At 70.3% G+C, this 25,598-nt stretch carries 28 protein-coding genes; 14 read left to right on the top strand and 14 right to left on the bottom strand.

Annotated elements, in window-relative coordinates:
- Positions 1-41: 41 nt before the first annotated feature.
- From hutI to ABZS54_RS21595, 4 genes are all read left to right on the top strand, one after another.
- A complete protein-coding gene (hutI, locus tag ABZS54_RS21610; RefSeq protein WP_355538271.1) occupies positions 42-1,226 on the top strand; it encodes an imidazolonepropionase in 1,185 nt (394 codons plus the stop codon).
- 175 nt (positions 1,227-1,401) lie between these two features.
- Entirely contained in the window at positions 1,402-2,598 is a 1,197-nt protein-coding gene (locus ABZS54_RS21605; protein WP_355538268.1) for an acyl-CoA dehydrogenase family protein, read from the top strand.
- 216 nt (positions 2,599-2,814) lie between these two features.
- Positions 2,815-3,696: an alpha/beta hydrolase gene (locus ABZS54_RS21600; RefSeq protein ID WP_355538265.1), complete on the top strand. Its 882-nt coding sequence runs from the start codon at positions 2,815-2,817 to the stop codon at positions 3,694-3,696.
- A gap of 121 nt (positions 3,697-3,817) precedes the next feature.
- Positions 3,818-4,318: a general stress protein gene (locus ABZS54_RS21595; RefSeq protein ID WP_355538262.1), complete on the top strand. Its 501-nt coding sequence runs from the start codon at positions 3,818-3,820 to the stop codon at positions 4,316-4,318.
- A gap of 37 nt (positions 4,319-4,355) precedes the next feature.
- On the opposite strand, the gene corA is transcribed toward ABZS54_RS21595, so the two are convergent.
- Positions 4,356-5,432 carry a magnesium/cobalt transporter CorA gene (corA, locus tag ABZS54_RS21590; RefSeq protein WP_355538259.1) on the bottom strand — a complete coding sequence of 359 codons (1,077 nt, stop codon included), beginning with the start codon at positions 5,430-5,432 and terminating at the stop codon, positions 4,356-4,358.
- A 481-nt stretch (positions 5,433-5,913) separates the two neighbouring features.
- Here corA and ABZS54_RS21585 point away from each other — a divergent pair, with 481 nt between their 5' ends.
- A complete protein-coding gene (locus ABZS54_RS21585; protein WP_355538256.1) occupies positions 5,914-6,522 on the top strand; it encodes a suppressor of fused domain protein in 609 nt (202 codons plus the stop codon).
- An 87-nt stretch (positions 6,523-6,609) separates the two neighbouring features.
- On the opposite strand, the gene ABZS54_RS21580 is transcribed toward ABZS54_RS21585, so the two are convergent.
- The 4 genes from ABZS54_RS21580 to ABZS54_RS21565 form a co-directional block, all read right to left on the bottom strand.
- Entirely contained in the window at positions 6,610-7,038 is a 429-nt protein-coding gene (locus ABZS54_RS21580) for a universal stress protein (protein WP_355538254.1), read from the bottom strand.
- 466 nt (positions 7,039-7,504) lie between these two features.
- The gene (locus tag ABZS54_RS21575) at positions 7,505-8,107 is read right to left on the bottom strand and encodes an NUDIX domain-containing protein (RefSeq protein ID WP_355538252.1); all 603 of its coding nucleotides are present in this window, start codon (positions 8,105-8,107) and stop codon (positions 7,505-7,507) included.
- Positions 8,108-8,166: 59 nt separating this feature from the next.
- A complete protein-coding gene (locus ABZS54_RS21570) occupies positions 8,167-8,358 on the bottom strand; it encodes a DUF397 domain-containing protein (RefSeq protein ID WP_355538250.1) in 192 nt (63 codons plus the stop codon).
- Entirely contained in the window at positions 8,355-9,176 is an 822-nt protein-coding gene (locus tag ABZS54_RS21565) for a helix-turn-helix transcriptional regulator (protein ID WP_355538248.1), read from the bottom strand. The genes ABZS54_RS21570 and ABZS54_RS21565 overlap by 4 nt, the downstream gene beginning before the upstream one ends.
- 147 nt (positions 9,177-9,323) lie before the next feature.
- On the opposite strand from ABZS54_RS21565, the gene ABZS54_RS21560 reads away from it, so the two are divergent.
- From ABZS54_RS21560 to ABZS54_RS21540, 5 genes are all read left to right on the top strand, one after another.
- Positions 9,324-9,512, top strand: a complete 189-nt coding sequence (locus ABZS54_RS21560) for a hypothetical protein (RefSeq protein WP_355538246.1) — start codon at positions 9,324-9,326, stop codon at positions 9,510-9,512.
- A 2-nt stretch (positions 9,513-9,514) separates the two neighbouring features.
- Complete coding sequence (locus ABZS54_RS21555) at positions 9,515-9,787, top strand: hypothetical protein (RefSeq protein WP_355538243.1); 273 nt, start codon at positions 9,515-9,517, stop codon at positions 9,785-9,787.
- Between the two features lie 519 nt (positions 9,788-10,306).
- Entirely contained in the window at positions 10,307-10,519 is a 213-nt protein-coding gene (tgmA, locus tag ABZS54_RS21550; RefSeq protein WP_355538240.1) for a putative ATP-grasp-modified RiPP, read from the top strand.
- Positions 10,435-11,493 carry an ATP-grasp ribosomal peptide maturase gene (gene tgmB, locus ABZS54_RS21545; RefSeq protein WP_355538237.1) on the top strand — a complete coding sequence of 353 codons (1,059 nt, stop codon included), beginning with the start codon at positions 10,435-10,437 and terminating at the stop codon, positions 11,491-11,493. The genes tgmA and tgmB overlap by 85 nt, the downstream gene beginning before the upstream one ends.
- Positions 11,490-12,632, top strand: coding sequence for a methyltransferase domain-containing protein (locus ABZS54_RS21540; RefSeq protein ID WP_355538234.1), 1,143 nt, complete (start codon positions 11,490-11,492; stop codon positions 12,630-12,632). Before tgmB ends, ABZS54_RS21540 begins: the two co-directional genes overlap by 4 nt.
- Before the next feature lie 55 nt (positions 12,633-12,687).
- Here the strand turns inward: ABZS54_RS21540 and ABZS54_RS21535 are convergent, their stop codons facing one another.
- Positions 12,688-13,569 (bottom strand): NYN domain-containing protein, encoded by an 882-nt coding sequence (locus ABZS54_RS21535; RefSeq protein WP_355538328.1) that lies wholly within the window; start codon positions 13,567-13,569, stop codon positions 12,688-12,690.
- Positions 13,570-14,097: 528 nt separating this feature from the next.
- On the opposite strand from ABZS54_RS21535, the gene ABZS54_RS21530 reads away from it, so the two are divergent.
- Positions 14,098-14,262 (top strand): hypothetical protein, encoded by a 165-nt coding sequence (locus ABZS54_RS21530; protein ID WP_355538231.1) that lies wholly within the window; start codon positions 14,098-14,100, stop codon positions 14,260-14,262.
- A gap of 146 nt (positions 14,263-14,408) precedes the next feature.
- On the opposite strand, the gene ABZS54_RS21525 is transcribed toward ABZS54_RS21530, so the two are convergent.
- The 4 genes from ABZS54_RS21525 to ABZS54_RS21510 form a co-directional block, all read right to left on the bottom strand.
- Positions 14,409-15,032, bottom strand: coding sequence for an MBL fold metallo-hydrolase (locus ABZS54_RS21525; RefSeq protein ID WP_355538228.1), 624 nt, complete (start codon positions 15,030-15,032; stop codon positions 14,409-14,411).
- The gene (locus ABZS54_RS21520; protein WP_355538225.1) at positions 15,032-16,117 is read right to left on the bottom strand and encodes an S-(hydroxymethyl)mycothiol dehydrogenase; all 1,086 of its coding nucleotides are present in this window, start codon (positions 16,115-16,117) and stop codon (positions 15,032-15,034) included. The genes ABZS54_RS21525 and ABZS54_RS21520 overlap by 1 nt, the downstream gene beginning before the upstream one ends.
- Positions 16,118-16,401: 284 nt before the next feature.
- Positions 16,402-17,250 (bottom strand): PHP domain-containing protein, encoded by an 849-nt coding sequence (locus tag ABZS54_RS21515; protein WP_355538222.1) that lies wholly within the window; start codon positions 17,248-17,250, stop codon positions 16,402-16,404.
- A 199-nt stretch (positions 17,251-17,449) separates the two neighbouring features.
- Complete coding sequence (locus ABZS54_RS21510; protein ID WP_355538219.1) at positions 17,450-18,085, bottom strand: DUF6758 family protein; 636 nt, start codon at positions 18,083-18,085, stop codon at positions 17,450-17,452.
- 187 nt (positions 18,086-18,272) lie between these two features.
- Between ABZS54_RS21510 and ABZS54_RS21505 the strand changes: the two genes are divergently transcribed.
- Together ABZS54_RS21505 and ABZS54_RS21500 are read left to right on the top strand one after the other, a co-directional pair.
- Entirely contained in the window at positions 18,273-18,674 is a 402-nt protein-coding gene (locus tag ABZS54_RS21505) for an NUDIX domain-containing protein (protein WP_355538216.1), read from the top strand.
- Positions 18,675-18,685: 11 nt separating this feature from the next.
- Positions 18,686-19,600, top strand: a complete 915-nt coding sequence (locus ABZS54_RS21500; RefSeq protein WP_355538325.1) for a ribokinase — start codon at positions 18,686-18,688, stop codon at positions 19,598-19,600.
- Between the two features lie 83 nt (positions 19,601-19,683).
- Here ABZS54_RS21500 and ABZS54_RS21495 read toward each other — a convergent pair whose 3' ends face one another.
- The 4 genes from ABZS54_RS21495 to ABZS54_RS21480 all read right to left on the bottom strand — a co-directional run bounded on the left by ABZS54_RS21495 (position 19,684) and on the right by ABZS54_RS21480 (position 24,356).
- Positions 19,684-20,190 (bottom strand): MaoC family dehydratase, encoded by a 507-nt coding sequence (locus ABZS54_RS21495; RefSeq protein WP_355538213.1) that lies wholly within the window; start codon positions 20,188-20,190, stop codon positions 19,684-19,686.
- Between the two features lie 260 nt (positions 20,191-20,450).
- On the bottom strand, positions 20,451-21,518 hold the full coding sequence (locus ABZS54_RS21490; RefSeq protein WP_355538210.1) for a class I SAM-dependent methyltransferase: 1,068 nt from the start codon (positions 21,516-21,518) through the stop codon (positions 20,451-20,453).
- A 261-nt stretch (positions 21,519-21,779) separates the two neighbouring features.
- Complete coding sequence (locus ABZS54_RS21485) at positions 21,780-22,673, bottom strand: alpha/beta hydrolase (RefSeq protein ID WP_355538207.1); 894 nt, start codon at positions 22,671-22,673, stop codon at positions 21,780-21,782.
- Positions 22,674-22,772: 99 nt separating this feature from the next.
- Complete coding sequence (locus ABZS54_RS21480) at positions 22,773-24,356, bottom strand: DEAD/DEAH box helicase (RefSeq protein ID WP_355538204.1); 1,584 nt, start codon at positions 24,354-24,356, stop codon at positions 22,773-22,775.
- Between the two features lie 433 nt (positions 24,357-24,789).
- On the opposite strand from ABZS54_RS21480, the gene ABZS54_RS21475 reads away from it, so the two are divergent.
- The gene (locus ABZS54_RS21475) at positions 24,790-25,470 is read left to right on the top strand and encodes a ferritin-like fold-containing protein (RefSeq protein WP_355538201.1); all 681 of its coding nucleotides are present in this window, start codon (positions 24,790-24,792) and stop codon (positions 25,468-25,470) included.
- Positions 25,471-25,598: the final 128 nt, after the last annotated feature.

Here is a 25,598-nt window from a genome sequence, read left to right as displayed (position 1 = left end):
GAGCGGCCACTCCACCTCGGACCGGAAGGGACCACTCGCGCGTGGCCACCACCCTCATCACCAACATCGGCTCGCTGGTCACCAACGACCCGGACCTCGGAGCGGGCCCGCTAGGCCTGATCCGGGACGCGGCGCTCGTGCTCGACGGCGACCGCGTCGCGTGGGTGGGGGCCGCCGCGAGTGCTCCCGACGCCGACACCCGGCACGACGCCGAAGGACGCGCGGTGCACCCGGGCTTCGTCGACTCGCACGCGCACCTGGTGTTCGCGGGCGACCGCACCGCCGAGTTCGACGCGCGGATGTCCGGCCAGGCGTATCAGGCAGGCGGCATCCGGACCACGGTGGCCGCGACGCGCGCCGCGAGCGACGAGGATCTGGCCGCGAACGCCGCGCGACTGGTCGAGGAGGCGTCCCGCCAGGGCACCACCACGATCGAGATCAAGTCCGGCTACGGCCTCACCGTCGCGGACGAGGAACGCGCGCTGCGGATCGCGTCCGCGTTCACCACCGAGACCACCTACCTGGGCGCACACATCGTCGCGCCGGAGTACGCGGACGACGTGGCCGGCTACGTCGACCTGGTCACCGGCCCGATGCTCGACGCGTGCGCGCCGCACGCCCGCTGGGTGGACGTGTTCTGCGAACGCGGCGCCTTCGACGGCGACCAGGCCCGGGCCATCCTCGAGGCCGGCGCCGCCCGGGGCCTGATCCCGCGCGTGCACGCCAACCAGCTCGGACACGGCCCCGGCGTGCAACTCGCCGTCGAACTCGGCGCGGCCTCGGCCGACCACTGCACCCACCTCACCGACGCCGACGTGGACGCGCTCGCCGCCGGCGACACGGTGGCCACGCTGCTCCCGGGCGCCGAGTTCTCCACCCGCGCGGTCTACCCCGACGCCCGCCGGTTGTTCGCCGCCGGCGTCGACATCGCGCTGTCCACCGACTGCAACCCCGGTTCGAGCTACACCACCTCGATGCCGTTCTGCATCGCGCTCGCGGTCCGCGACATGGGCATGACGCCGGACCAGGCGCTGTACGCGGCGACCGCCGGCGGCGCCCGCGCGCTGCGCCGCGCGGATGTGGGAGTGCTGCGTTCGGGCGCGCGCGCCGACGTCGTCGAACTCGACGCGCCCTCGCACGTACACCTGGCCTACCGGCCCGGGGTGCCGCTGGTGCGCGGGGTATGGCGCGCCGGAGTGCGGGTCCGACCCTCTGACCGGGGGTAATCGCCGCAACACGGGTCCGACAGAGCGTTCGAAATCGACGTGCCCGCGTTACGGACCCCCTCTGTCGCGACCCGCCGCGCTCGTGGATACTCCCCGGTAACTCTCTCAACCAGAAGCGTGGCCGGGACCCCGGTGGGTGGGGCCCGGACATGCGCAGACGGAAGGAGCGCCGCCCATGGGCCGCCTCGCACAGACCGACGGACTCACCGATGTCCAGCGGGAGATCCTCGCCACCGTGCGCACCTTCGTGGACAAGGAGATCATTCCGGTCGCCACCGAGTTGGAGCACCGGGACGAATACCCGGCGGAGATCGTCGAGGGCATGAAGGCCATGGGCCTGTTCGGCCTGATGATCCCGGAGGAGTACGGCGGTCTCGGCGAGTCGCTGCTGACCTACGCGCTCGTGGTCGAGGAGATCGCGCGCGGCTGGATGAGCGTGTCCGGCATCATCAACACGCACTTCATCGTCGCGTACATGATCAAGCAGCACGGCACCGACGAGCAGAAGGCCCACTACCTGCCGAAGATGGCCGAGGGCGAGATCCGCGGCGCGTTCTCGATGTCCGAGCCGCACTGCGGGTCGGACGTCTCGGCGATCCGCACCAAGGCGGTGCCGGACGGCGAGTTCTACGTGCTCAACGGTCAGAAGATGTGGCTCACCAACGGCGGCACCGCCAACCTGGTTGCGGTGCTCACCAAGACCGAGCTGGGCGAGGAGTCGGTCTACCGGAACATGACCACGTTCCTGGTGGACAAGGAGTCCGGCTTCGGTGAGACCCGGCCGGGCCTGACCATCCCCGGCAAGATCGACAAAATGGGCTACAAGGGCGTCGACACCACCGAGATGGTGCTCGACAACTGTCGGGTGCCGGCCGATCGGATCCTGGGCGGGGTGCCCGGCAAGGGCTTCTATCAGATGATGGACGGCGTCGAGGTCGGCCGGGTGAACGTGGCCGCGCGCGGCTGCGGGGTCGCGCAGCGCGCCTTCGAGCTGGGCATCCGATACGCGCAGCAGCGGGAGACCTTCGGCAAGCCGCTGACCGGCCACCAAGCGATCCAGTTCAAGCTGGCCGAGATGGCCACCAAGGTCGAGGCCGCGCACGCGATGATGGTCAACGCGGCGCGCAAGAAGGACGCCGGCGAGCGCAACGACCTCGAGGCGGGGATGGCCAAGTACCTGGCCTCCGAGTACTGCAAGGAAGTCGTCGAGGACGCGTTCCGGATCCACGGCGGGTACGGATTCTCGAAGGAATTCGAAATCGAAAGGCTCTACCGCGAGGCCCCGATGCTGCTGATCGGCGAGGGCACGGCCGAGATCCAGAAGATGATCATCGGCCGGCGTCTGCTGGAGGACTACAAGCTCAAGGGCTGACGCCCGGGGTTGTGGCTTTGGTGGTCGTACCCCGTCTCCGGATCTTCGGGGCGGGGTACGAGTCACGCCCGGTCGGCGAAGCAGGCGTGCCGTGGCGCGGCCAAGTGGGTCCGGTATCGGCTCGGTTGGCGTAGTGGTCGCGTCGTTGCGGGTTCGGGCCGAGGCGGCGGCCGATGATGGCGATACGTGTGACCGCCAGTGATCGGGGAGCCCACCATGGCCGCGAGACGCCCGGCTGCGGTACCGCCCGGCACATTCGTCCGGATCGACGGAGCCGCCCTGCACGTGGTCCGCGAAGGCTCCGGACCCGTGGTGATCGCCACCAGCGGGCTCGGCGGCGCGTGGTTCGACTGGGATTCGGTGGCGCCACTGCTGACCGCCGACTGCACGGTGGTCCGGTTCGACCGCCCGGGCCTGGGGTACTCCGAGCCGGACCCGCGACCGCCCACCCTGGCACACGAGGCCGACCGGATCGCCGCGCTGGCCGACGCGCTCGCGCTGCCCGGCCCTTACGTCCTGCTCGCCCACTCACTCGGGGCGTTCCATGTCGAGGGCTTCGCCCGGATGTATCCCGAGCGCACCGCCGGCCTCGTGCTGGTGGACCCGAGCAACGAGGACAAGCCCAGACCGCGGCCCGCCCGCCGAGCCCGGGTCCGGGCCGCGCGGATGGTCGGGGGAGCGATGCGGGTCAGCGGGCTGGCCCGGGCGGTCGGCCCCGCGGCGCGCCGGTCGATCCTGTTCACCCAATCGCGCCGCCACCGCGACGTGGCGGACGCGCGCTGGGTGCGCGGCGTGTACGGGTCGGGCCGGTTCTTCGCGACCGCGTTGACCGAGAACGCCACCTACCTCGACGTCGCCGCCGAACTCGCCGACCTGCGCCGGGTCGCACCGCTCCCGGATGTGCCGTTGCGGGTGCTCGCCGCCGCCGGCGGCTACGAGAGCCTGGCCGCCCGGGCCCGCTGGGTGCGCGCCCTGCGCACACTGGCGAACCTGTCCCCGCGCGGGCGCTGCGACGTGCTGGACGACTCCGCGCACTTCGTGATGTCGGACCGACCGGACGCGGTGGCCGACGCGGTGCGCGAGGTTCTGTCGGACTAGTCGACTTTCCGGGTGATCGTCACGTGTTGTCACGAATGTTGCCGGGTACGCGTTCCCGGTCGAACCCCACACGGACCATCGCCGGGCCCACCACCCGGCATCCAGGCGAGGCGGCACACCCATGTTCGGTCAGCAGAACCTCCCTCCGGGCGCCGGCGGGCCCGGCTCCGACCTCGCCAACACCGGCACGGTGATCGCGTCGTACACGAACTACGCGGGTGCCCAGAGGGCGGTCGACTACCTGTCCGACCACGAGTTCCCGGTCGAGAACACCGCGATCGTCGGCGCCGACCTACGGATGGTCGAGAACGTGCTCGGCCGGCTCACCGCAGGCAAGGCGGCGGCGTCCGGCGCCGCCAGCGGTGCGTGGTTCGGCCTGATGATCGGGCTGTTCCTGGGCATCTTCGCGGTCCGCGCGCACGGTTGGCTCTGGCTGGTGCTGATGGGCCTGGTCTGGGGCATCGCGGCGGGCGCCCTGTTCGGCTGGCTGGGCTACAAGGCACTGGGCGGGCGCCGGGACTTCGTCTCCACGAGCCAGATCGTCGCCTCGCGCTACGACGTGGTGGTACGCCCGGACCTGGCCGAGCGGGCCCGCAACATGGTGGGCCGGCTCGACCTGTAGGACGCGTCCGGGTGGGTGACAAGCACGTGCACGGGCGTCACAACCACCCGTTGCGGCGAAAGCCCCGATGCATGAGCGTGCACACGACGGCGATCACGCACAACGTCATCGGGTAGCCGTACCGCCACTTCAGCTCCGGCATGTGTTCGAAGTTCATCCCGTACACGCCGGCCAGCATCGTGGGCACCGCGAAGATCGCCACCCAGGCGGAGATCTTGCGCATGTCCTCGTTCTGCGCGACGGTCACCTGCGCGAGGTTGGCCTGCAGGATCGAGGTCAGCAACTCGTCGAAGGAGGCCACCTGTTCGCCCACGCGCGAGAGGTGGTCCTCGACGTCGCGGAAGTACTCGCGGATGTCCGGGTGCACCTGGCGCATCGGCCGTTCGGCCAGCGAGTGCAGCGGACGGGCCAGCGGCGCGACGGCGCGCTTGAGTTCGAGCAGTTCACGCTTGAGCTGGTAGATCCGACCCGCGTCGCCTGCGCCGCCGCCGCCGAACACGTCGTTCTCGACCTCGTCGATGTCGTCCTGAATGAGCTGCGCGACGTCGAGGTAGGTGTCCACCACCCGGTCGGCCACCGCGTGCAGGACCGCCGAGGGGCCGGCGGCGAGCAGTTCGCCGCCATCCTCCAGGCGACAGCGCAGGTCGGCGAGCGCGCCGTGCCGGCCGTGCCGCACGGTGACCACGAAGTCGTTGCCGAGGAAGACCATGATCTCGCCGGTCTCGACGATCTCGCTGGTCGCCGAGAGCTGCTCGTGCTCGACGTAGGTGACGGTCTTGAACACCGCGAACAGGGTGTCGTCGTAGCGCTCCAGCTTGGGCCGCTGGTGCGCGTGCACCGCGTCCTCGACGGCGAGCGGGTGCAGTCCGAACCGCTCGGCGATACCGGACAGTTCGAGTGCGCTCGGCTCGTGCAGGCCGATCCAGACGAAGCCGCCGCCGGTGCGTACCTCGTGGATCGCCGAGTCGGGATTCGCGTAGCCGTCCAGGCGTCGACCGTCGCGGTACACGGCGCAATCCACCACGCAGTTCCCGGTCGCCACGGGCGTGGTGGACGGCAGCGGGGTGCGGCGAAGCGGACGGACTACGGCACGGAGGTCGCGGATCATCGACATGACGGGGCTCCTGCACTGACCGGGCGCGCGCCGACGCCGCAGCGCCGCGGCGGGCAGGCCGCGGGGAGCGTCGACACGGGCAAGCGGAACAAATCACCGAAAGAACGGCAAAAGATCCTGACGCCCCGTCACGGAGGAAATTCGGAGATCGGGTACCGGGCCGGGAAGCGGTGGCCGGGAACTCGGCGAAAGTCTCGGAACCCTCAGAAAGGGCGGGGCGTGCGACTGGATCGGGGAAGATCGGGTGAGCCGCCGGTACTGCACGGTGTGCTGGTATGCACCACGATCACCTCCCACGGCCGGTCCCCGCTGGGGGAAACCTTCGCTCGTCGACCGGGTGGGTCGGGGCGAGGGCGAGTCCGTCATCCGATGGCGCGCGAGGATGTCCACATCCGGCGGGCCGACTATGCAGAGTACACCAGAGAGCCGGCTCCAATGGCCGGTATACGAAAGGCTCCTGACGGCGAATTAGCATGCGGGCATGTTCGACTTCACGCCGGGACCCGAGCCGGTCGACCCCACCCCGCAGGTCGAGGCACATCTGACGGCCGCGTTCGGCGACCCGACCGGCCGAGCCGGCGTCACCTTCGTCGGGGCCGATCGCATCGAGGTGCTGCGCTTCGGGCCCGACGCCGGGGGTGTGGTCCGGTACGCGACGCTGGGCATGTCCCGGGCTCCGATGGCCGATCCGGCGGCGCTGCTGGCCGACCCGGTCGCGGGCCCGCGGGCGGAGTTGGTGCTCTCGGTGCGCGGCGGACACGACTCGGTGTTGCGTCCGTTGGCCGTGCTGGGCGCGACTCCGCAGGTGGAGGGCCTGGTGATCGCGCCCGGCGCGTCGCTCGACCTGGGTGGCCCGCTGTGGGAAGGCGCCGCCTTCCACGCGGTGCTGGTCGCCGAGCCCGGTGGCCTGCTCGCCGACCTGGCGCTGCCGGAACCCGCCGACCCGGTCCGGTTCTTCCCGCTGCTCCCGATGACGCCCGCCGAGGCCGCCTGGAAGCGGGCACAGGGCGCGGAGGCGCTCCAGGAGAAGTGGCTCAGCCACGGCACCGACCTTCGTGACCCCAACCGGCGTGCGGTGCCGCTGGGTTGAGGGGGAGATCAGCCGACCACCACACGCCCCGGGCCCCGGACGTCCCCTTGCGGGAAGGTGCGAGGCCCGCGCGTGTGGGCGGGTGGATTACGGGATCAGCAGTACCGGGCACGCCGAGCGGTGGGCGACCGCGTCGCTGACGCTGCCCAGGAACAGGCTCGCCACGCCGCCGTGTCGACGCGCGCCCAGCACGACCAGGTCGGCGTCGAAGGTGCGGGCCTGATCCAGGACCGCGTTGGGTATGTCGCCGCGCACGGTTTCCTCGGTCCAGCCCTCGACGTTGCTCACGCCGGCCGCCTTGAGCGTGTCGACGGCCGAGGTGACCACCTTGACCGCCGCGTCGGCGGTCTCGTCTTCGACGACGCCGCCCACGCCGCCGCCGTCCACCACGTCCAGGGTCTGCACGTGCAGGACGCGGACGGCGGCTTCGCCGGCGACGGCCAGTCGGGCGGTGTGCGCCAGGACTTCGTCGGCTTCGGGGGTGGAGTCCACTGCGACCAGGATCCGCTGGTACATGTCGCGCACTTCCTTTTCCGCAGATTTACAGGTTTTACAGCTATCGAACTATTTCTACTCGCCCTGCCGAGTCGGGCGGCGGGGCCGGGTCGGGCGGCGGCCGGGACGGGCTGCGGCGTACGCGCCATCGGGGTGTCGCGGTGGTCGACGGTCGCGACCAGGAACGGCACGTGCACGTCGAAGTGCTCCTCCGACTTGGGCGCCCGGAACGGCGCCGCGGCAGCGAGACCTCCGCACTCTCATACGACGTACCACGGTCGCGAACCGTGCTTGTTAGCTTCGCTAATAAGTGTAGCATGCATTTATATGGGCGATTGTGCGGCGAGAGGCACACCCGAATCGTGAGGGTCGGCGGTCGGCGTGGGTTGGCGCGGGTCGGCGTGGCGGGGAGTGGTCGGCGCGAGACGGGCTGGGCGGTGGGGGCGAGCAAGCCGGCAAGGGCCTTCCGTGACCGGTCGCACGTCCGCTATGCGGCCGGTTCGGGCCGTTGGCTTCGCGCCGGGACGCACACCCGCGACGCGGCCGAAACCCCATCCGGTCCGGCCGGGCGCGTGTGGAAGGGGGCGCGGGGTGCGGGTGGGCCGGTCGGGTCGCGGGAGCCGGCAAGCGAACGGCCTTGTGCGCCGTCCCATCCGTCCATGGCCACCTCGGGGCGCTCGCTCGCGAGGTACCGTTCCAAGGCGTGCGGGGTCGACGGAACGAAGTCGGTCGGCAGGTCGTCCGTGTCGACCCAGGCCACGGCCGAGTGCTTGCCGGGCTCGGCGTTGACGGGCTCGCCACCCCACTCCTCGGCGGCGAAGACCAGCACGACGAACCCCTCCGGCGCCTCCGGGCTGTCCGCGCTGTGCGTCACATGGGCGAGACGCAACGCCTGCGGCGCGACCACCAGCCCCGTCTCCTCGCGGAGTTCGCGAACTGCCGTGTGCGTGATGGGTTCTCCCGGCGCGCCTTTGCCGCTGGGCAGACTCCACATCCCGGGCGCGTACGCCTTGTTCTCGCCTCGACGCAGGAGCACGACCCGCCTGTTCACCCGGTCGTAGACGATGACGGAGGCGACGAGCATGACCATCAGCCGTGGCTCACAGCTGACTTCCTTGCGCCCGTGCGCCTCTTACTCGTGACGTCGGATCACTGGTTGATGGACTGCATCAGAGCTGCCCAGGCGACGGGCGAGATGGCCAGATGGCCGCGCGCTATGTCCTTGGAATCGCGTGCACCAACAGCGCTGTCGAGTGGCGCCACCTCAACGCATTCCTGGTCGCTCTGACCGCTGTAGGTCGACTTCCGCCAACCGGGGGGCTGGGAGCGTGCCTTCGTCATGTGCTCTCCAAGAGGTCTCGCAGAAGCTGTTGCGAACGCGAGGGGGAAAGAGTCTCGGCTCGCAACAGATCGTATCGACGCTGAATTTCCGCGACGGCGTGGCCTTCGGTGATCATCTGCCACTCGACCATGCCGGCCGCGTAGGCACACTCGCCGCGACCAGGAATCGAGAGCACGACGAATGCCCCATCCATGCAAGGGTGCAAGCCGCAGCCCATCGGGACTACTTCGAACACCACGTTCGACAATTCACTCACCTCCAGCAGATGCACGAGTTGTGGGCCGGCTACCCGTGGATCATGCTTCAGTCGGATGAGTGCGGCCTCGTCCACTGCCGCCCAGTACTGCGGCGCCTCCTTCTTGGTGAGCAAGCGCTTTCGCTTGAGTCGACGCGCAACCCAGGACTCGACGATCGCCGGCGGAAACCTGGCCTTGTGCAGGAGGGCCCGGACGTAATCCTCGCACTGGAGCAGTCCGGGAATCGCCTGCGGCTGGAAGGTACGGATGCGGGATGCCTGCTGCTCGGACTCCGCGAAGGTCTCGAACCAACTGAGCCGCCCCTCCGCCAAGCGGTATGCGTGGAAGGCGGTGGCGATCAGCAGGCCCGTTCCGCCAAGGGCTTTATCGAGATCGGCCGCGAACTCGGGGCTGGGCCGTCGCTCGGCGGTCTCTATCTGTCCAACAAACGACCCTGTTGAATGCAAGTCGCTCCCGAGCTGCTGCTGCGTCTTGCCCGCGAGTTTGCGGAGAAATCGCAGGTGTGCGCCGAAGAGGTCCCACATCGAGGCTTCCGGATCAAGATCTTTCGCTGCCGGCATTCTGCGCCTATCCCTCAGATTCCACTGCTGAACGCTGCACCGTTCCCAAGGTAGCCCCAAAGGTGTTCTCTCAGTAGTGGATCAGTCACACAGAAGCAGGTCACCCCGGTGTACCTGCTCGGATCAGCACTTCGTCAGGAGAGATCCATGGGCATGGGGGAGGGCAAGAGCCGGATGACCATGAGCGTCTACCGCCTCTACCCCAACGGTGAACGCGAGGACATCAAGCCTCGCGAGGACTTCGAACTAGGCGATGCCACAAGGTTGTTGCCTCAAATGGGCAACGACGCGCAGAACGAATCGCCGATGTCGTGGCCGACGGCAACCGAGAGGTAGGCATGTTCACGATCGACACCACCGGCGCGGTGGACCGGACTTCGATTCGGATCGCACGCTGGGGAGTGCGCCATTTCGGCAAGCTGTTCCGCGATCCTTATCGCGGAACCGTCGGTCGCCTTCGTGAAGTCGAGGGTGTCCTGGCCGTGTTGCGGACGCGGGAGGGGCTGGAAGTCGCCTGCTCCGTGCGGCACTTGGTGGATGCCATAACCGGTGAGCCCGCAGCCGTGGTGACGGCCCGCACCGTGTCGACCTCGCGCAGCAGAAGCGGGTGACGCCGTGCGTATTGAGGGAACCACCGAAGCGGACAGGATGGCCGGGCGAATCCTGGCGTATCGGTACCTGGGGGCATCGGTGCACGAGGACGTGCGCGGTCCCACAGGGCGCGAAGGTGAACTGACCGCCGTCGACGGTCGACAGGCATGGGTGCGAACCCGAAGCGGAATCGAATTCGTCGTGCCGGTGCGCCGGTTGGTGATCGACACGTTGCCCGCGCCACGTGCCGGACAGCCCGTACGCCATCGCGACACCAAAGAAACGATCGGCATCTACTTGTGCGTCCTTCCCGGGCCGGACGGCCCGAGCGCTGTCGTACAGCGTTGCGACGGAACGCCGATATGGGCCGGTCATCCGGACGACCTGGTACCCGACTACCCCACAGGCCGCGTCACCTGGCCGCCTCCCCCCTGACTGCCGCACCGCCGCAAGTGGCGACGGGCGGCAGGTACGGCGCTACACGCTCCCCGCCGGACCACGTGCGGAGAGCGCCCGACACCCATTCACTGGAGGAAAAGATGACCAGCAGGGCAGCTCTGCCGGCTCCGTTCGGCATGCGTCACCTGACCGAAGCCCCCGCGCGACCGGTATTGACGATGCATTACGACCCGGAGCTTCAGATCGGCGTGACCGCCGAGGGCAACCCGTGGCATGTGTTGATGCCCGGGGACACCAAGACGGAGACCCAGCCGGATGGCAGGTCGGACGGCGACGGCACCGACCTGTGGTGAATCGTCGCGCCACCGTTGTAGTCGTCACAGCACCCGATGATGCCACCGCCGATCCGGTCGTCATGCAACTGTGCGAGCGCGGTGTCGACGTAGTGCGGTTCGACACGGCCGAGTTTCCTGCTGGCGCCACCCTGGCCGCCTCCCTGACGGGGGGCGGCTGGGGCGGTGCCCTCCGTGTCGGCACCCGCACGATCGACCTGGCTGGTGTCAGGAGCGTCTGGTGGCGCAGACCGGGCGAGTTCCGGCTGCCGAGCGATTGGACCGAGACCGCCCGTACATTCGCCGCCTCCGAGGCACGTGCCGGACTGCTCGGGGTGCTCGGCTCGCTGCCCGTCCGGTGGATCAACCACCCCACGGCCAACCTCGCCACGAACTACAAGCCGATGCAATTGGCCGTCGCCGCGACTCTCGGTCTCGACCCCCCGGCGACCGTCGTCACCACCGACCCGACGCACGCCGCGATGTTTGCCAGGGCTCACGGCGCGGCGGGACGCGAGGTCATCTACAAAGCCCTCGGCGGAGGCGTGCACACAGCGCAGAGGACCGCGACGATTCCCACGACCGTGGTGGATTCGGGGAGCATGGACGAGTCGATCGCGTCGACGGCGGTCCTGCTCCAGGAGCGCGTGCCCAAGGCTTACGAGGTCAGGCTCACGGTCGTGGGTCCCCGCATGTTCGCGGTGGCGATTCATGCCCACAGCGACGAGACGCGCCTGGATTTTCGGGTGGACTACGGCGCGTTGACGTATCGCTCGCTCCCCGTTCCGAAGAAGGTCGCGGCCGGGGTGTCGGCCCTGATGGCGCACTTCGGTCTGTTCTTCGGCGCGCTGGACTTCGCGGTCACCCCGGACGGTCGTTGGCGGTTCTTCGAAATCAACGCGAGCGGCCAGTACCGCTGGCTCGAACGCCAACTCCCCGGTCTGGGCATCACCGATGCCCTGGTCGACGCCCTATCGGAAGGGATCACGCATTGAGAACCTGGGACGCTGCCGCCGCGACATCGGCCGCCGAAGTCGGGGCCGGATCGCCGTGGCGGGACGCGGTTTCCCGCACGCCGCGTCACCTCCTCGTACCGAACTGGTGGGAGCAGGACGGCTTCGACTGGCGTCTGCACCGAGGGGTGTCCGACACGACGTCGTGGATCGACACCGCTTATGCCGACCGAACGCTCGTCACACAGGTCGGTGAACTGCACGCCGACATGGCCGGTGACGACGTCGGACCACCGTCCGACCGGCCTCCCACTTCGTCGACGACCTTGCCCTCACTCGTGCTCCGGATGTTCGACGTCGCGGAGATCGAGGAGGGCATGAAGGTGCTCGATCTCGGAACCGGCAGCGGCTATTCGGCCGCACTGCTCGGACACCGCCTGGGCGACGATCGAGTGCTGTCGGTCGACGTGGACGAGTACCTGGTGGATGTCGCCCGCCGACGACTGGCGACGTTCGGCCGCGTGCCACGGATGGTGGCCGTTGATGCGACCCAGACACTGCCCGATGACGGGTTCGACCGTGCCGTGGCGATGTTCTCGACGCGGACCATCCCTTCGACGTGGCTGGCCGCTGTACGAAGCGGCGGCGTCATCTCGACCACGCTCGCCGGGACTTCCCTCCATGTCCGGGTAACCGTGACGGATGCGACACACGCTCAGGGGCGCGTCGTGTCGGACGAGGCGCGGTTTATGCGGGCACGCACCGGCCCCGAGGACGGGTCCGCTCTGCACCGCGTATACCTCTCTGCCCGAACCGCCGAAGGTGACGAAGTCCGGGCCTTCGACGGCGACGTGCCGAATCTTCGGGACGACCGGCGGCTGGCTCTGCTCCTCGAACTGCTGCATCCGACCATCGACCATCGGTGGATCGACCTCGACGACCGCTCGATGGTGTGGTTGTTGCACCCGTCCGGCTCATGGGCTCGTGCCGAAGTGCCCAAATTCGGCGGCCGCCCGGCCGTGCACTCATCGGGCCCGCTGGATCTGTGGGGACACCTGGACCGGGCCCGGCAGCTGACCTCGGCACACGGCCCGATCGACCCGCTCTCCCTGGCCATCGAGATCGATCCGGATGGCCGGCGAATCACCTGGCCTGCCGCGGGCCTGTCTTTCCCGCTTTGACAACCACTCCGCCCGTACGCCCGGCTTTGGGCTGCCGACCCCGCCGGAGGCCCGCTCAGCCCTCCGTCAGTTCCGTGCCCGGGAGGCCGAATTCCTGGTTGAGGCGGTCCCAGAAGCCGTTGCGCAGGGCGCGGCGCAGGTCCTCGTGCGGGCGGAGCGAATATTGCAGCACGCTCTCCGCGTCCACGAGCAGGCCCCGATCGATCGCCTGCGGCAACATCGGCCCCGGCATCAGGTCGGCCAGGTTCTCCCGGCCGCGCACCACCAACCAGCGCTTGGCGATCTCCTGGCCGATGTGCCACGCCTGGTCGGAGGTCGGCGGGCCGCCCGGCTGAACCGCGAGCGCGCCGGCGTGCGAGGGCGGCAACATCACCGGTGTCACGCACGTCTCGCAGAATTCGCGGTGCAGCATTCGGGTGACGTCGGCCTCCCACACCAGCGGGTCGGCCTGGTTGGTGCCGTAGGCCGGCTCCACGCCCCACAGGTGCACCCGTACGCCGTAGGACTGGGCCGCCTCGACCGCGGAGACCAGGTCCTCGTCGCCGCTGATCACCACGGCGTCGTCGATCGCGTGGTTGCGCGCCAGTGATTCGAGGTCGCTGCGGATCAGCGAGTCGACGCCCTTTTGCTGATTGTGCGCGTTGAGGTTGCCGAGCCGGACCTTGACGTCGGGCAGTTCGGCGATCTGCCGCTGCTCCACGGTGTGCACCCGCTCGCGTGCGCCGTCGTACCAGTACACCCGCAGTAGTCGACCCTCCGGGAAGACCCGGCGCGCCTCGTCGATCAGGCCGGTGATCAGTTGCTCGGCGTCCACCCGGAAGGCCCGGCGCTCGGCCGAACCGGCCACCAGCAGGCCCATCGCCGCGTACACGTAGCCGACGTCGACGAACAGCGCGTGGGTGCCGAAGTGCAGAGGCGGCGAGACGGACTGGACCAATACGGCCGGTCGGGTGAACGGCTCGGTCAGGTCGGGCAGTGCTCCGGGTGTGTCTTCGAAGCCCGCGACGGGGTGGTCCTCCAGCGGTCCGCCCTGCTCGGCGCCGAGGTCCCCGCCGGATTCGTGCACCACGGCGCCGAAGACGGCCGTCGCGCCCGACCGGACGTCGTCCTCTCCCGGATCGTGCAAAGTCTCTCGTCCTCCCAAGGCGGCTGCGCGTTCGGCGCCGGGTCGATGTGTGTCGATGTGTTCAGACCGGCATTGTCCTATGCCGGTCGCCGTCACGTCCTCGCTTGCCTCGCGTGCGATGTCGCGTCATGCGTCACGTGTAAGTCGGGGAAAGTCAGGAAAGGAACATTTCAGTCACGGGAATGCTATCGGTGTGACTGCTGTTGTTCAGGTCGGTGCCGGTTGTGACCCATGCCGGGTCAGGCTGATCCGTATGGATCCCGGCGCCCAATCCTTGTAGACGGGGTCGTGGACCATGCGGCCCCGTGCGACTTCGGACCGGAGGGAAGGGAGACGCGTATGCGTTACCGAATCACCAACCTCAGCCGAGCCCAGGAAAAGACCGGGGCCAACCCGGTCAACTGCGCCGTCGACATCGACACCGTGCAGGCTGCCCTGAAGCGCGCCGAAGCATTCGGCGAGCGCCTGTACATCCGCCCCGTCAAGGTGGCGGACGCCGGCTGATTGCGAATGAACCGAGGGCGCTTCCCCGTTTGGGGGAGGCGCCCTCGTCATGTCCGCAGGCGCTTGGGCCGGACGACTCAGTGCCCAACGGGCCGGCCGGCTCGGTACCCCCGGCACCGACGGCTCGGTGCCCTCGCCCGGACGGCTCAGTGCCCCCGGACCACCCAGGCGTCGTAGTCCTTCGCCTCCGCGCCGATCGTCGTCTCGTCGCCGTGCCCGGTGAGCACGCGCGTACCCTCGGGCAGCGCCAGCAGACGCTCCTTGATCGAGTCAAGGATCACCGGGAAGGACGAGAACGAGCGCCCGGTGGCACCGGGACCGCCCTTGAACAGCGTGTCGCCGGAGAAGAGCACGGCGGCCTCCGGCGCGTACAGGCACACCGCGCCCGGTGCGTGGCCCGGCGTGTGCACCACCAGCAGCTCGGTGCCCGCGACGGTGATCACCTCGCCGTCCGCCAACGCGACGTCCGGCGCGCGATCCGGGTACACCGCGTCCCACAACATCCGGTCCTGCGGGTGCAGGTGGATCGGTGCCCCGGTGAGTTCGGCCAACGCGGCGGCGGCGTTGATGTGGTCGTTGTGGCCGTGGGTGAGCACGATGCCGGTCACCGTGCGGTCGCCGACCCCGGCCGCGATGGCGGCCGCGTCGTGCGCGGCGTCCACGATCACCACCTCGCGGTCGTCGCCGACGATCCACACGTTGTTGTCCACGTCGAAGTCCTGGCCGTCGAGCGAGAAGACGCCCGAGGTGACCACATGGTCGATCCGCATCACAGGATCACCACCGAGCGCAGCACGTCGCCGTGGTGCATCTTCTCGAACGCGGCCTCGACGTCCTCCAGCGTGATTCGCTCGCTGACGAACGCGTCCAGGTCGAACCGCCCCTGGCGGTACAGGTCGATCAACGTCGGGAAGTCGCGCGAAGGCAGGCAGTCGCCGTACCAGGACGACTTGAGTGCGCCGCCGCGGCCGAACACGTCGAGCAGCGGCAGCTCGATGGTCATCTCCGGGGTGGGCACGCCCACCAGCACCACGGTCCCGGCCAGGTCGCGGGCGTAGAACGCCTGCTTGTAGGTCTCCGGCCGGCCGACCGCGTCGATCACCACGTCCGCGCCGAAGCCGCCGGTCAGTTCGCGGATCGCCTCGACCGGGTCGCCCGCCTTCGAGTTCACCGTGTGGGTGGCGCCGGCCCGGCGCGCCCACTCCAGCTTCCGGTCGTCCAGGTCGACGGCGATGATCTTCGCCGCGCCCGCGAGCCGGGCACCGGCGATGGCCGCGTCGCCGACGCCGCCGCAGCCGATCACCGCGACCGTGTCGCCGCGCCCGACGTTGCCGGTGTTCACTGCGGCGCCCAGGCCGGCCATCACACCGCAGCCGAGCAGGCCGGCCGCGGCGGGGTCCGCCTCGGGGTCGACCTTGGTGCACTGTCCGGCGGCGACCAGGGTCAGTTCGGCGAACGCGCCGATGCCGAGCGCGGGGCTCAGTTCGGTGCCGTCCTCCAGGGTCATCTTCTGCTTCGCGTTGTGCGTCGCGAAGCAGTACTGCGGACGGCCGCGTCGACACGCACGACAATCGCCGCACACCGCACGCCAGTTCAGGATCACGAAGTCGCCGACGGCCACCTCGGTGACGCCCTCGCCGACCGACTCCACTACGCCGGCGGCCTCGTGGCCGAGCAGGTACGGGTACTCGTCACCGATGCCGCCCTCGCGGTAGTGCAGGTCCGTGTGGCAGACGCCGCACGCCTGGACCCGCACACGCGCCTCGCCCGGCCCCGGGTCCGGCACCACGATGGTCTCGATCGAGACCGGTGCGCCCTTGCTGCGCGCGACGACGCCGCGTACCGACTTGCTCATGTCCTCCGCCTCTCCCCAACCGCTGGATGCTCCGCTTCGCACCTTATGGCTTCGCCTCGATGAAGCCTCGGACCCCGTCCGCGCACAGCTGTATCGCGATCGTCCCGGCCGAACACGGAGATCACCCGGAACGCGACGGTGGCCGCCTGCCGGGCCATGCGCTTGCGCACGGCCCGGCAGGCGGCCACCGGTGAAATTCGGGTACAGCGGGATGATTCCGGGTGGGTCCGTGATCACGAAGAGGGTGACGAAGGACCGGCCGAAGATGGTGACGTCGAACCGGTTCACGGGGTGATGGGTCTTGCTCCTGTTGCCAGTTCCGCGATTGCCCCGTACGACTCCGGGTCTGTGGTGTTCTCTCCGAGATCGATCGTTTTACGGGTGCCGTGGTAGTCACTCGAACCGGTGGTGATCAGCCGCAGGTCGCCGGCCAGCGCGCGCAGGTGCGCGCGCATCGCGTCGTCGTGGTCCATGTGGTCCACCTCGATCCCGGCCAGGCCGGCTTCGGCCAACTCGGCGATCGTGGCGTCCGAGACGGTCCGACCACGCTTGACCGCACCCGGGTGGGCGAACACCGCGACCCCACCCGCGCCGCCGATCAGGCGGACGGCGTCGATCGCCTGGATCTCGTACTTCTCGACGAACGCCCGCCCGCCATTCGCCAGCCACTGCGCGGTGAACGCGCCGGACACGTCCGCGACCACACCCGCCTCGACCAGCGCGGTGGCCACGTGCGGCCGGCCCACCGCGCCGCCGCCCGCGATCTCCCGGACCCGGGCCCAGGTGATCGGTGCGCCGAGTTCGCGGCAGCGCTCGACCATCGCCTCGGCGCGGCGGACCCGGTCGGTGCGCAACAGGTCGCGGGCTTGGGCGAACTCCGGTTCGGTCGGGTCGAACAGGTAGCCCAGCATGTGCAGACTGATCCCGCCCTCGGCCACGCACGAGATCTCCGCACCCCGGACCAGGGTCAGCCCGTGCGGCAGCGCCTCGGCCGCGGCCGTCCAGCCGGCGGTGGTGTCGTGATCGGTGAGCGCGACCACGTCGAGGCCGGCCGCGCGGGCCTTGACGACCAGTTCGGCGGGCGTATCGGTGCCGTCGGATGCGGTGCTGTGGGTATGCAGGTCGATGCGCACGCTGACCTCGTCTGCCGGGAGGGTCGATGGACGTTCCCGACCCTAACGACCTTGCTCGAGCGCCTTCGTGGGGCCGTCGTCCGGTGCACGCACAGGCCGTCCGGCCGGTCCGCAAGCTGTCCGGCCGTTGCGCGCAGGCCGCCCGGCCGTTGTGCCCGCCGGGCGATCCGCGGGCCGGCCGGGTCCGGTTGCGGGCCGGTCAGAATCCCAGCAGTTGCGGGGACAGCGCGCCGCACGGCAACAACTGCAACTCGGCCCCGGCTTCCCGCAGATCGGTGAGCACCACGTCGTCGTAGACGAGGTGACCCGCCTTGCCCGGCCACAGGATCGCCCACAACCACAGGCCCATCGCCTCGCCCGCGTACACCGCGCGGTCGGGCGGCGCGTCGATCACACACCACAACGGGGTCGGTCGGCCGGCCGCCACCACCTTCGCCGGCGTGGACTTGACGAAGTCGCCGCCCGGGTCGTGCCCGGGCAACCCGGCGTACCGGGCGCCGAGGCCGACGCCCACCTCCTCGGCGATCAGCAGCAGTTCGCCGCGTCCGCCCAGCGGCGCGGGCCCCGTACACGCCACCGCGACGGCCCGCGAGCCGTCCCGATCGTCGCCCGCGTGCGCGACGCCGGCGTACAACCAACCGACCGGCAGCGGCCAGGGCAACCAGACCGGGACCCGCGAGCGGCGCACCACCGCGTCCAGCGCCTCGACGCTGGGCGGCACGACAGGTTGCAGCGGAGGAACGGCTCCATGGATCTCGCACTCCCACGTCTGTGAGAACAGACCCGGAGCGCGGACCCGGCCGCCGCAGCGGGGGCAGCTCGGCTCGCCCTTCATAGGACAAGACGGTCCACTGCCCAAGGCTCTGCGTCAAGGACGATCACTCCTTCGATGCGTTCACACCGCCGACCGGCGTACGGGGAGCGCGCCGCGCCAGGACCGCGCGCCCCCTCGCTGCCGGCGCCGCGCGGTCGGCAGCCGATCTCCCTCTGCACGTCGGCGCCGGGCACTAGGCTCGGCAGGCATGCGGCTCATTCCTTGCGTCGGCGCGATCGTCCTCGATTCCGAGGGGCGGGTGCTCCTGGTGCAACGCGCGAAATTGCCGGGCGAGGGACAGTGGTCGCTGCCCGGCGGGCGGGTCGAGGAGGGTGAGACCGACGCGGTCGCCCTCGCCCGCGAGATGGTCGAGGAGACGGGGTTGCAGGTGACCGTCGGACCGCTCGTCGGTTCGGTGCTGCGACCCGCGCCCGACGGTGGCATGTACGAGATCCGGGACTACGCCTGCACGCCGCACGGCGGAGTGCTGCGTGCCGGCGACGACGCGGACGCGGTGCGGTGGGTGGCGACCGGCGCGCTGAGTCGGCTCGACCTGGTCGACGGACTGCTCGACGCGCTGCGCGAGTGGAACGTACCGGGAGTGTCGTGAGCGGGACCGGAGTGCGTGGGGAGCACGCCCGGTTGCTCGTGGTCGGGTCGATCAACGCCGACCTGGTGGTCCGGGTGCCGGCGCATCCCCGGCCGGGCGAGACGGTCCTGGGCGGCGACCTGGCCGTGCACCCGGGTGGCAAGGGCGCCAATCAGGCGGTCGCGGCCGCCCGACTGGGCGCCGACGTCGCGCTCGCCGGGCGGATCGGCGAGGACGACCACGGCCGGATGTTGCTCGCGACGCTGCGTCGGGAGGGCGTGCGCACCGACGCGATGCGGACCGTGCCCGGTGCCTCGGGCGTGGCGCTGATCACGGTGGACGACGCGGGCGAGAACACCATCACGGTGGCGCCCGGGGCGAACGGGCGATTCGAGCCGGCGGACGTGGCCGACCTGGCACCGGCGATCGGGGCCGCCGCGGTGGTCTCGCTCCAATTGGAGATCCCGCTCGACACGGTATGGGAGGTGGTTCGGCGCTGCGAGGCGGCGGATACCCGGGTGGTGCTGAACCTGTCGCCGGTCGTGCCGAGGGACGTGTTGACCGCCGCGTCGGTGCTGGGGGCGTGCGATCCGTTGGTGCTCAACGAGCACGAGGCGCGCGCGAGCGCGGGCGGCGGTGACGCGCGTGAGGCGCTGAAGGTGTTGCGCTCGCTCGACGCGCGTCCGCGCTCGATCGTGCTCACGCTGGGCGGCGGCGGTGCGTTGGTCGCCGATGGCGACGCGGAGGTGGTGCACGTCGACGCACCGAAAGTGGCCGCGGTCGACACCACGGGTGCGGGCGACGCCTTCACCGGCGCGCTCGCGTGGCGGCTGGCCGTCGGCGACGACCCGGTCGCGGCGAGCCGGTACGCGGTTCGGGTGGGCGCGGCGGCGGTCCGGCGCGCGGGTGCCCAGTCGTCGTATCCGACGGCGGACGAACTGCCGTAGGGCATGGAAACGGGCGGGCCGCGCCGTCCCTGGGCGACCCGCCCGCGCTCGATTCCGGGGATGGAAACCCGGTCAGCGCCCGATCAGCCCTCGATCAGCTCGGGGCGTCCGGGCTGCTCGCCACCACGCTTGTCGCCGTAGCTCTGCTTGGGCACCATGACCTTGCGCTTGAACACGCACACGAGCGTGCCGTCCTGCTTGTAGCCCTTGGTCTCCACGTACACGACGCCGCGGTCGTCCTTGGACTTCGACTCCCACTTGTCCAGCACCAGGGTCTGCCCGTAGATGGTGTCGCCGTGGAACGTGGGTGCCACGTGTCGCAACGACTCGATCTCCAGGTTGGCGATCGCCTTGCCGGAGACGTCCGGCACCGACATGCCGAGCAGCAGCGAGTAGATGTAGTTGCCCACCACCACGTTCTTGCCGAAATCGGTGGTGTTCTCGGCGTAGTTGGCATCCATGTGCAGCGGGTGATGGTTCATCGTGAGCAGACAGAACAGGTGGTCGTCGTACTCCGTCACGGTCTTCCCGGGCCAGTGCTTGTAAATGGCACCGACCTCGAACTCCTCGTAGTAGCGGCCGAACTGCATTTCGGTCCCCTCTCACCTGGTGGCACATCGAACAGGACGTTCGCGCCCGACGATCGCCGAGCCCCGGTCGGGTACCCGCCCGGATGGGTCGGGTGACGACGGCTCGACGACTGCGTCGGCGGATGGGTTCGAGGATAGGGAGCCGACGGGCCGCGACAGTAGTGGGCACCCGGTGACGTGGGTCATGGACGGATGGACCCGAATTCGCGTAGGAGCGGCCCGACCGGCCACCGGATGGGTTCGGAGCGGGCGACGCGTGATCAATCCTTGCGGGCCACGAAGTACACGTTCAAAAAGTCGCCCTCCAACGAGTGGGTCCGGATGTCGGTGAAGCCGGCCTCGGTGAGCGCGGCGCGGGCGGCCTGTTCGCCCCAGGCCGTGCCCAGGCCCTCGCCGCCCTCGCTCAGCGAGACGGTCATGCAGTAGAACACCGAGAACGTGTACAGGGCGGGCCCCAGCGGGTGGTCCAGGTTTTCCTCCAGCCGGCTGGAGGCGGCGATCTCGCCCATCAGGAACACCCCGTCCGGGCGCAGCGCGTCGGACACGGCGGCCAGCGTGCGACCGGGCCGGGCCAGGTCGTGGATCACGTCGAATGCGGTGATCAGGTCGTACGAGCCGAGCGGCTCGGCCGCGTCGACCACGGCGAACTCCGTGTTCTCCAGGCCCAGTTCTTCGGCCTCGCGGCGCGCGGCGGCGATCCCCTGGGTCGAGATGTCCACGCCGCGGATCCGGCTGCGCGGGAACGCCCGGGCCAGCACGTTCATCGCGTGTCCCTGGCCCGTGCCGACGTCCAGTACGTCGATCCCGGCGGTCAGCCGCTCGGTCAGCTCGGGCACCAGCGGCAGCACACCGTCCACCAGCGCCGCGTCCCAGACCCGGCCGGACTCCTCGGCCTGCAGCGCCTGGAAGCGCGGATAGGCCGAGTACGGCACGCCGCCGCCCTGCCGGAACGCGTTCACGACCGGCTGTTCGACCTCGCCCATCAGCGCCAGGTACTGGGTGATGCCGGCCAGGTTCTCCGGTCCGGCCGCGCGGGTCAGCGAGGCCGCGTGTTCGCGCGGCAGCAGGTAGGTGGCGGAGTCCGGGGAGTATTCGACGATTCCGCCGGTGACCATGCCGCCCAGCCACTCGCGCACGTAACGCTCGGTCAACCCGCAGGAGCGGGCGATCTCCTCGCTCGTCGACGGTGGCAGTCCGGCCATCGTGTCGAACAGCCCGGTCTGGTGGCCCACGCTGACCAGAAAGGCCAGGCAGCCGTCGTCGATGATGTTGATCATGCGTCCCGCGAAGGCTTCCTGTCGCGCGGAATCGACGTCGATGAGCGTCATGGCAACTTCCGATCGGTCGGCCCGACGGGAGCCGCCGTGGGTGCGCGAGCCCCGCGCCCGGGGGCGCGGCCCCGGACGTTCCGGCACACCGAAAACACGGGCGACGCCCGCGGTGAGAGAAGTGTCTCCTAGTCACGCTACGCCCGATCCGGCCGCTCCGGGAGCGGCCACAGGCCGCGGTGGCGAGCCCCGGGGATCCCGCCGACCGACCGGCCGACGCCGGCCTCGGGCCAGGCCCGCACCCTCGCGAGCCGCCGCCGCTCAGGCCCGATCCGCGTACGCCGCCACCCTCGCCCAGAAGTCGGCCAGCACCGCGGCCGTGGCGTCCGGCGATTCCACGTTCGGTGAGTGGTGGGTGTCCGGGATCACCACATGCGGTACGCCCAGCCGGTCGGCCATCGCGGCCTGCCAGGGCAGCGGCCACGCATAGTCCTCGGCGCCGGAGACCACGAGCGCGGGCAGGCCGGCGGCCACGAGCGCGGCGAGTTCGGCCACCCGATCGGGCTCGGTGCGCAGTTGTTCGGCCATGCCGAGCAGGCCCTCGGGCGTGGTGCCCAGCCAGCGGGCGTGCACGAACGCGGCGATCGCCGGGTCGGTGGGCGGCAGCAGGCCGGCCTCCAGTTCCACGGCCCGCATCGCGTCCCACACCTCCTGCCGGCTGAGCGCCGGGAGCACCTCTTCGAGCATCAGCAGCCGGGTGACCTCGTCCGGGCAGATTGCCGCCGGTCCCGTGCTCATCAACGTCAGCGAGGCCAGCCGGTCCGGCGCACGCAGCGCCACCGAGCGGCCGACCAGGCCGCCGAAGGAGTGCCCCACCAGGTGGATCGACTCGCCCGGGGCCACCGCGTCGGCGATCGCGAGCACGTCCGCCACGAGCGCGTCGCGGCTGTACGCCGCCGGATCCGCCGGGCCCGCGGTCTCGTGCTGGCCGCGCTGGTCCACGGACACGGTATGGAAACCGCGACGCGCCAGCGGGTCGCCGAGCGCGATGAAGTCCTCCTTGCTGCCGGTGAACCCGGGCACCAGCACGGCGGTACCCAGGCTTGGCACGGCGCTCGGCGGGGTGGACTCCAGGACGGCGAATAGTCCGCGCCCGGTTGCCAGGCGGCGGGAGCGGACAGTCCCGGGCAAGGTCAGAAAGCGTGGCGTACTCACGCCTTCGAGCCTACTTACCCGCAGGTACGACAACGGCCCCCGCCGCGAAGCGCGGACGTGATCGTCCACACTCCACACCGGGGGCCGTCGGCCCGATGGTCAGCCCTCGTCGGTCGCGACGGCGCCGGCCTCGGCACCCTCGGGACGGCGACGGGTACGCCGGCGGCGACGGCGCGGCGCGCGCTCGCCGTCCGCGTCCGCGTCCGCGTCCCCCGAGACGGCCGGGCCGTCGACGGGAGCCGCCTGGGCGGGCACGGTCGAAGGCTCGACGAAGGTCGCCATCGTGGTCGGGGCGACCACCACGGCCTCGCCGGTCTCACCGTTCACGCGACGACGGCGCCGCGAGCCCGGCGCCCGGCGGCGGCTGGGGTCGCTCGCCTCGGCGTCGGCCGAGTCCGGACCGGAAGCGGCCGGGCCGGATGCGGCGGGGCCGCTGCGGCTGCGCCCACCTGTGCCCTTGCGGCCCGAGTTGCCCCGGCTGTTCTTGCCGGTCTCACCCAGGTCCTCGACGTCCTCCGCGCCCAGGCCCGCACGGGTGCGGTCGGCGCGCGGCAGCACGCTGCCCACGGTGGTGGGGATGTCCAGGTCGGTGAACAGGTGCGGCGAGGTCGAGTAGGTTTCGACCGGGTCGGCGAAGCCCAGGTCCAGTGCCTTGTTGATCAGGCTCCAGCGCGGGATGTCCTCCCAGTCCACCAGCGTCACCGCGGTGCCCGAGGCACCCGCGCGGCCGGTCCGACCGATCCGGTGCAGGTAGGTCTTCTCGTCGTCGGGGCACTGGTAGTTCACCACGTGGGTGACGCCCTCGACGTCGATCCCGCGGGCCGCGACGTCGGTGGCCACGAGCACGTCCACCTTGCCGTTGCGGAACGCCCGCAGCGCCTGCTCGCGCGCGCCTTGGCCGAGGTCGCCGTGCACGGCGGCGGAGGCGAAGCCGCGCTCCGCCAGACCCTGGGCCAGGTCGGCCGCGGTGCGCTTGGTCCGACAGAACACCATCACCAGGCCGCGCCCGTTGGCCTGGAGCACGCGGGCCATCAGCTCGGGCTTGTCCAAGCCGTGCGCGCGGTAGACGCGCTGCTGGACCGACTTGACGGTGGCGCCCAGGTCGTCCGGCTCGGAGGCGCGGATGTGCGTGGGGCGGCTCATGTAGCGGCGGGCCAGGGTGATGATCTGGCCCGGCATGGTGGCCGAGAACAGCATCGTCTGGCGGCGCGCCGGCAGACGCTCGACGATCTTCTCGACGTCGGGCAAAAAGCCCAGGTCGAGCATCTCGTCGGCCTCGTCCAGGACGAGCATCTTGACCTCGGACAGGTTCACGTGACCCTGGCCGACCAGGTCGAGGAGCCGGCCCGGGGTGCCGACGACGACGTCGACGCCCTTCTTGAGGGTGTCGATCTGCGGTTCGTAGGCCCGGCCGCCGTACACGGCCAGCACGCGCACGTTGCGCAGCTTGCCCGCGGCCTGGAGGTCGTTGGTGACCTGCACGCACAACTCACGGGTGGGGACGACGACCAGTGCCTGCGGCATCCGGCCGGCGACCGCGCCGGCGGGCGCGCGGCCCGCCTCGATGTCGGCCGCGACGGTGATCCGCTGCAGCAGCGGGATGCCGAAGCCGAGGGTCTTGCCCGTTCCGGTCTTGGCCTGGCCGATCACGTCGTTGCCGGACAGGGCGACCGGAAGGGTCATCTCCTGGACGGGAAAAGCCTCGATGATGCCGAGTGCCTCGAGTGCCTCGGCTGTCTCCGAAAGTACTCCGAGTTCGCGAAAAGTTGTCAGGGGTCCAGCCTCTTCTGTGTGTTGGGGGCCGTCTGTACCGAAAGCGGGTCGAGACCATGGCGCCCACGAAATTGCGGGGCGCTGCACGGGACCTCTCGCCTTCGGGCGGCCACCCGAGCGGGTCGGTCGGAGCCAGTCGTCCTCCGACCGGGCATCCGCGTTCACTACCACTGTACCCGGCGGCGTGCGGCCGGTGGGGTGATGCTCATTACTGCTTGTCCGGAGATGGGCGACTCCGCCCGGACGTGGTGCCCCCGTGGCCGCGGTGCGCTCACTACGCTGCGTACTTGTGAACACCGCGGCACTTGTGAACGGCCGCGGCGGGACGAACGAAGGGGTGGACATGAGCGAGGGTGCGCAGCCGACCGGGGAGATGCGGGCCGCCGTGATCGAACTGCTCGGCGTACTCGCGTACGGCGAGATCACCGCCTTCGAGCGGCTCGCCGAGGATGCCAAGATGGCGCCGACGGTGGACGACAAGGCCGCGCTGGCCGCGATGGCGGTGGCCGAGTTCCACCACTACACGCTTTTGCGTGACCGGATCGCCGCGCTGGGTGCGGATCCGGCCGAGGCGATGGACCCGTTCATCGCGCCGTTGGACGAGTTCCATGTGCACACCGCGCCCTCCGACTGGCTGGAGGGCCTGGTCAAGGCGTATGTGGGCGACGGCATCGCGGCCGACTTCTACCGCGAGGTGGCCGCGCATCTGGACGAGGTCAGCCGGGATCTGATCGTCGAGGTGCAGCGCGACACCGGGCACGCGGCCTTCGTGGTCGACACGGTGCGCTCGGCGATCGAGCGCGACCCCAAGGTGGCGGGCCGGCTCGCGCTGTGGGGTCGGCGGCTGATGGGCGAAGCGCTCAGCCAGGCCCAGCGGGTCGCCGCGGAGCGGGACGTGTTGTCCACGATGCTGATCGGTGGCGGCGCCGGCCCGGGGTTCGACCTGGCGGAGATCGGGCGCATGTTCAACCGGATCACCGAGGCGCACCAGCAGCGGATGGCCGCGCTCGGTCTCGCGTCCTGACCCGAGGGGCCCGCCCGCAGGGATTCCCGACGAAAAGCCCCCCGAAAAAAGACGGGTGAAAACCCGAGGGTGGTGGGGGGGGGGGGGGGGGGCGGCCCCCCCCGCGGGGGGTGGGGGGGGGGGCGGAC

The sequence above is a fragment of the Embleya sp. NPDC005575 genome, from assembly GCF_040605455.1.
GTDB lineage: Bacteria > Actinomycetota > Actinomycetes > Streptomycetales > Streptomycetaceae > Embleya.
The sequence above is the reverse complement of the archived record's forward strand: the minus strand, read 5'-3'. Positions and strand labels throughout refer to the sequence as shown.

Coding starts and splice junctions, on each gene's coding strand:
- ABZS54_RS21605 (WP_355538268.1), top strand. CDS start 1,402: ATGGGCCGCCTCGCACAGACCGACGGACTCACCGATGTCCAGCGGGAG.
- ABZS54_RS21600 (WP_355538265.1), top strand. CDS start 2,815: ATGGCCGCGAGACGCCCGGCTGCGGTACCGCCCGGCACATTCGTCCGG.
- ABZS54_RS21595 (WP_355538262.1), top strand. CDS start 3,818: ATGTTCGGTCAGCAGAACCTCCCTCCGGGCGCCGGCGGGCCCGGCTCC.
- corA (WP_355538259.1), bottom strand. CDS start 5,432: ATGTCGATGATCCGCGACCTCCGTGCCGTAGTCCGTCCGCTTCGCCGC.
- ABZS54_RS21585 (WP_355538256.1), top strand. CDS start 5,914: ATGTTCGACTTCACGCCGGGACCCGAGCCGGTCGACCCCACCCCGCAG.
- ABZS54_RS21580 (WP_355538254.1), bottom strand. CDS start 7,038: ATGTACCAGCGGATCCTGGTCGCAGTGGACTCCACCCCCGAAGCCGAC.
- ABZS54_RS21575 (WP_355538252.1), bottom strand. CDS start 8,107: ATGGTCATGCTCGTCGCCTCCGTCATCGTCTACGACCGGGTGAACAGG.
- ABZS54_RS21570 (WP_355538250.1), bottom strand. CDS start 8,358: ATGACGAAGGCACGCTCCCAGCCCCCCGGTTGGCGGAAGTCGACCTAC.
- ABZS54_RS21565 (WP_355538248.1), bottom strand. CDS start 9,176: ATGCCGGCAGCGAAAGATCTTGATCCGGAAGCCTCGATGTGGGACCTC.
- ABZS54_RS21560 (WP_355538246.1), top strand. CDS start 9,324: ATGGGCATGGGGGAGGGCAAGAGCCGGATGACCATGAGCGTCTACCGC.
- ABZS54_RS21555 (WP_355538243.1), top strand. CDS start 9,515: ATGTTCACGATCGACACCACCGGCGCGGTGGACCGGACTTCGATTCGG.
- tgmA (WP_355538240.1), top strand. CDS start 10,307: ATGACCAGCAGGGCAGCTCTGCCGGCTCCGTTCGGCATGCGTCACCTG.
- ABZS54_RS21530 (WP_355538231.1), top strand. CDS start 14,098: ATGCGTTACCGAATCACCAACCTCAGCCGAGCCCAGGAAAAGACCGGG.
- ABZS54_RS21525 (WP_355538228.1), bottom strand. CDS start 15,032: ATGCGGATCGACCATGTGGTCACCTCGGGCGTCTTCTCGCTCGACGGC.
- ABZS54_RS21520 (WP_355538225.1), bottom strand. CDS start 16,117: ATGAGCAAGTCGGTACGCGGCGTCGTCGCGCGCAGCAAGGGCGCACCG.
- ABZS54_RS21510 (WP_355538219.1), bottom strand. CDS start 18,085: ATGAAGGGCGAGCCGAGCTGCCCCCGCTGCGGCGGCCGGGTCCGCGCT.
- ABZS54_RS21505 (WP_355538216.1), top strand. CDS start 18,273: ATGCGGCTCATTCCTTGCGTCGGCGCGATCGTCCTCGATTCCGAGGGG.
- ABZS54_RS21495 (WP_355538213.1), bottom strand. CDS start 20,190: ATGCAGTTCGGCCGCTACTACGAGGAGTTCGAGGTCGGTGCCATTTAC.
- ABZS54_RS21490 (WP_355538210.1), bottom strand. CDS start 21,518: ATGACGCTCATCGACGTCGATTCCGCGCGACAGGAAGCCTTCGCGGGA.
- ABZS54_RS21480 (WP_355538204.1), bottom strand. CDS start 24,356: ATGACCCTTCCGGTCGCCCTGTCCGGCAACGACGTGATCGGCCAGGCC.
- ABZS54_RS21475 (WP_355538201.1), top strand. CDS start 24,790: ATGAGCGAGGGTGCGCAGCCGACCGGGGAGATGCGGGCCGCCGTGATC.